The organism is Streptacidiphilus sp. EB129, from assembly GCF_041262645.1.
Taxonomy (GTDB): domain Bacteria; phylum Actinomycetota; class Actinomycetes; order Streptomycetales; family Streptomycetaceae; genus Streptacidiphilus.
On sequence record NZ_JBGCCS010000101.1, the window covers coordinates 1 to 1944 of the forward strand.

Annotated in this window: 1 protein-coding gene; it reads right to left on the reverse strand. The window is 68.2% G+C overall.

All coding sequences use genetic code 11. From position 1 onward, the window contains the following. The coding region (locus ABH925_RS37610) for a recombinase family protein (RefSeq protein ID WP_370156135.1) at window positions 1–1617 on the reverse strand (1617 nt) is incomplete at its 3' end. Between the last annotated feature and the right edge of the window lie 327 nt (window positions 1618–1944).

Sequence of the window (1944 nt, forward strand, 5' to 3'; positions counted from 1 at the left end):
TGGACGACCGCGTTGCAATAGGTAACCCGGGGTGGGGTCCGAACTGGTGGACGGTATCGAGTGTCTGATGGTGATCTTGTCGGGGCCGATCCGGACTTCCTTGACCACTGCTCGCAGGACACGCTGGCGTTCCAGGACCGAGGTGGTGTGCGCGCTTTCGCGTAGCCGAGCGAGGAAGGTCTCGAGGTTCTCGGCGAGTTTGAGGTAGGCATGCTGGTCGACGAGTTGGGCGGCCAGGGCTTGGAGCTGGCCATGCAGGCCGTGACGTTGAGCCCGCAGCCCGGGCACCCGCTCGCGCAGTTCCTCCAGCGTGACCAGTTCCTCCTGGTAGGCGCCCACCAGGCGGTTGATCGCCGCGTCGACGGAAGCGATCTCCTGGTTCAGGCGCCCCTGGCGGGTTTGGACCGGGTCGGCGTCGCGCATCCTCGCGAGTCGGCGCTCCAGCTCGCCGCGTACCAGTGCCGGGTCGGCGAGCAGGGCCAGGACCTGCTGCCAGACCAGTTCGTCGAGGTCGTCGGCCCTCAGCGGGCGGCTGCTGCAGACCCGGACGCCTCCGGGCAGCTGCCATCCGTTGGTTCCCGGGCAGCGGTAGTAGCGGTACTTCTTCGGCCCCGGCCCCTGCGAGGTCCGACTGTAGGCGAAGCCGCAGACGTCGCACACCAGCAGCCCCTGTAGGAGGACCGTGACCTTGGTGTTGCGCGGGGAGAACTTCGCGTTCTCCGCCAGACGTCGCTGCACCAGGGCGAAGACGTCCTCGCGGACCAGCGCAGGAACGGGGATCTCGATCCATTCCTCGCGCGGTCGGGCGGTGACCCCGGCTTGCGGTGAGATGCTGCGTCCCGCAAGTCGTGAGGTCCGGTTGGGGCGTGAGGGACCGGGCGCGGTCCGGGTCTTCCCGAAACAGGCCCGCCCCGTATAGGCGGGATTGCGCAGTAACCGGCCCAGCGTGCCGGCGTCCCACTGAGGGTTGCCCTGCGGGGAGGGAATGTGGTCGTTCGTCAGTTCCCGGGCCAGTGCCTGCATCGAGATCCCGCCGACCGCGTATCGCTGGAAGATCCGGACCACCACCGGAGCCTCGGTCGGGGCGACCGCGTATGCAGCGGCCCCGTACTCGGCCCGGGACAGGTACCGGTAGCCGTAGGGGGCCCGGCCCAGGACGCTGGTCTCCCCGTTCCGGGCCCGGTGCAGCTTTCCCCGGCGGGTGCGCTCGGAGGTCTGGGCCCGCTCGTACTCCGCGATCATGCCCTGGAACTGCACCATCAGGGCCTGCTCGGGAGTGGTGGCCACGGGGTTGTGGATGAAGACCACCTCGGTGCCGTTCCTCGTCAACTCCTCGACCAGCACCACCTGATAGGCGTAGTTGCGGGCCAGTCGGTCCGGGGACAGGCACACCACCCGCTCAACCAGCCGCTGGGCACTGAAGTCCCTCAGCCGCTCCAGGGCCGGCCGCACCAGGGTCGACCCCGACCATCCCTCGTCGGTGAACACCCACTCCGGGGGAATCTCCCAGCCCCGTGTCCGCGCGTGCTCGCGCAGGGCCTCGATCTGGCTGTCGATCGTCTCGTGCTGCTTCTGCCGCACCGAGGACACTCGGGCGTAAAGAGCTGTGTAGATCACGGCTATCACCTCGTGGACCTGGGCGAACAGCTCGCCCCCGGACGGGGACGAGGACCTGGTAGGCGGCGATGAGCTCTACTGCGCCAAGCCGGTCGAAGACGAACTCGACCGCGACCTCGGGGAGGTCCATCACGACTCCAAGCCGGCGGCGATCTCACCGCACACGGCTGGATTCCGGTGGGACACCGTCGCGACCACTACCTGCACCCCGACCGTATCCCCGGACGTCTCAACCGCGTCCACCCAAGGGCGAGCGAGTTCTGAGGTCCGCCGTCAGACCCGCGGTGACCTGGAACTCGAAGTTACCTTTTGCGTTGTAGGAGTCTG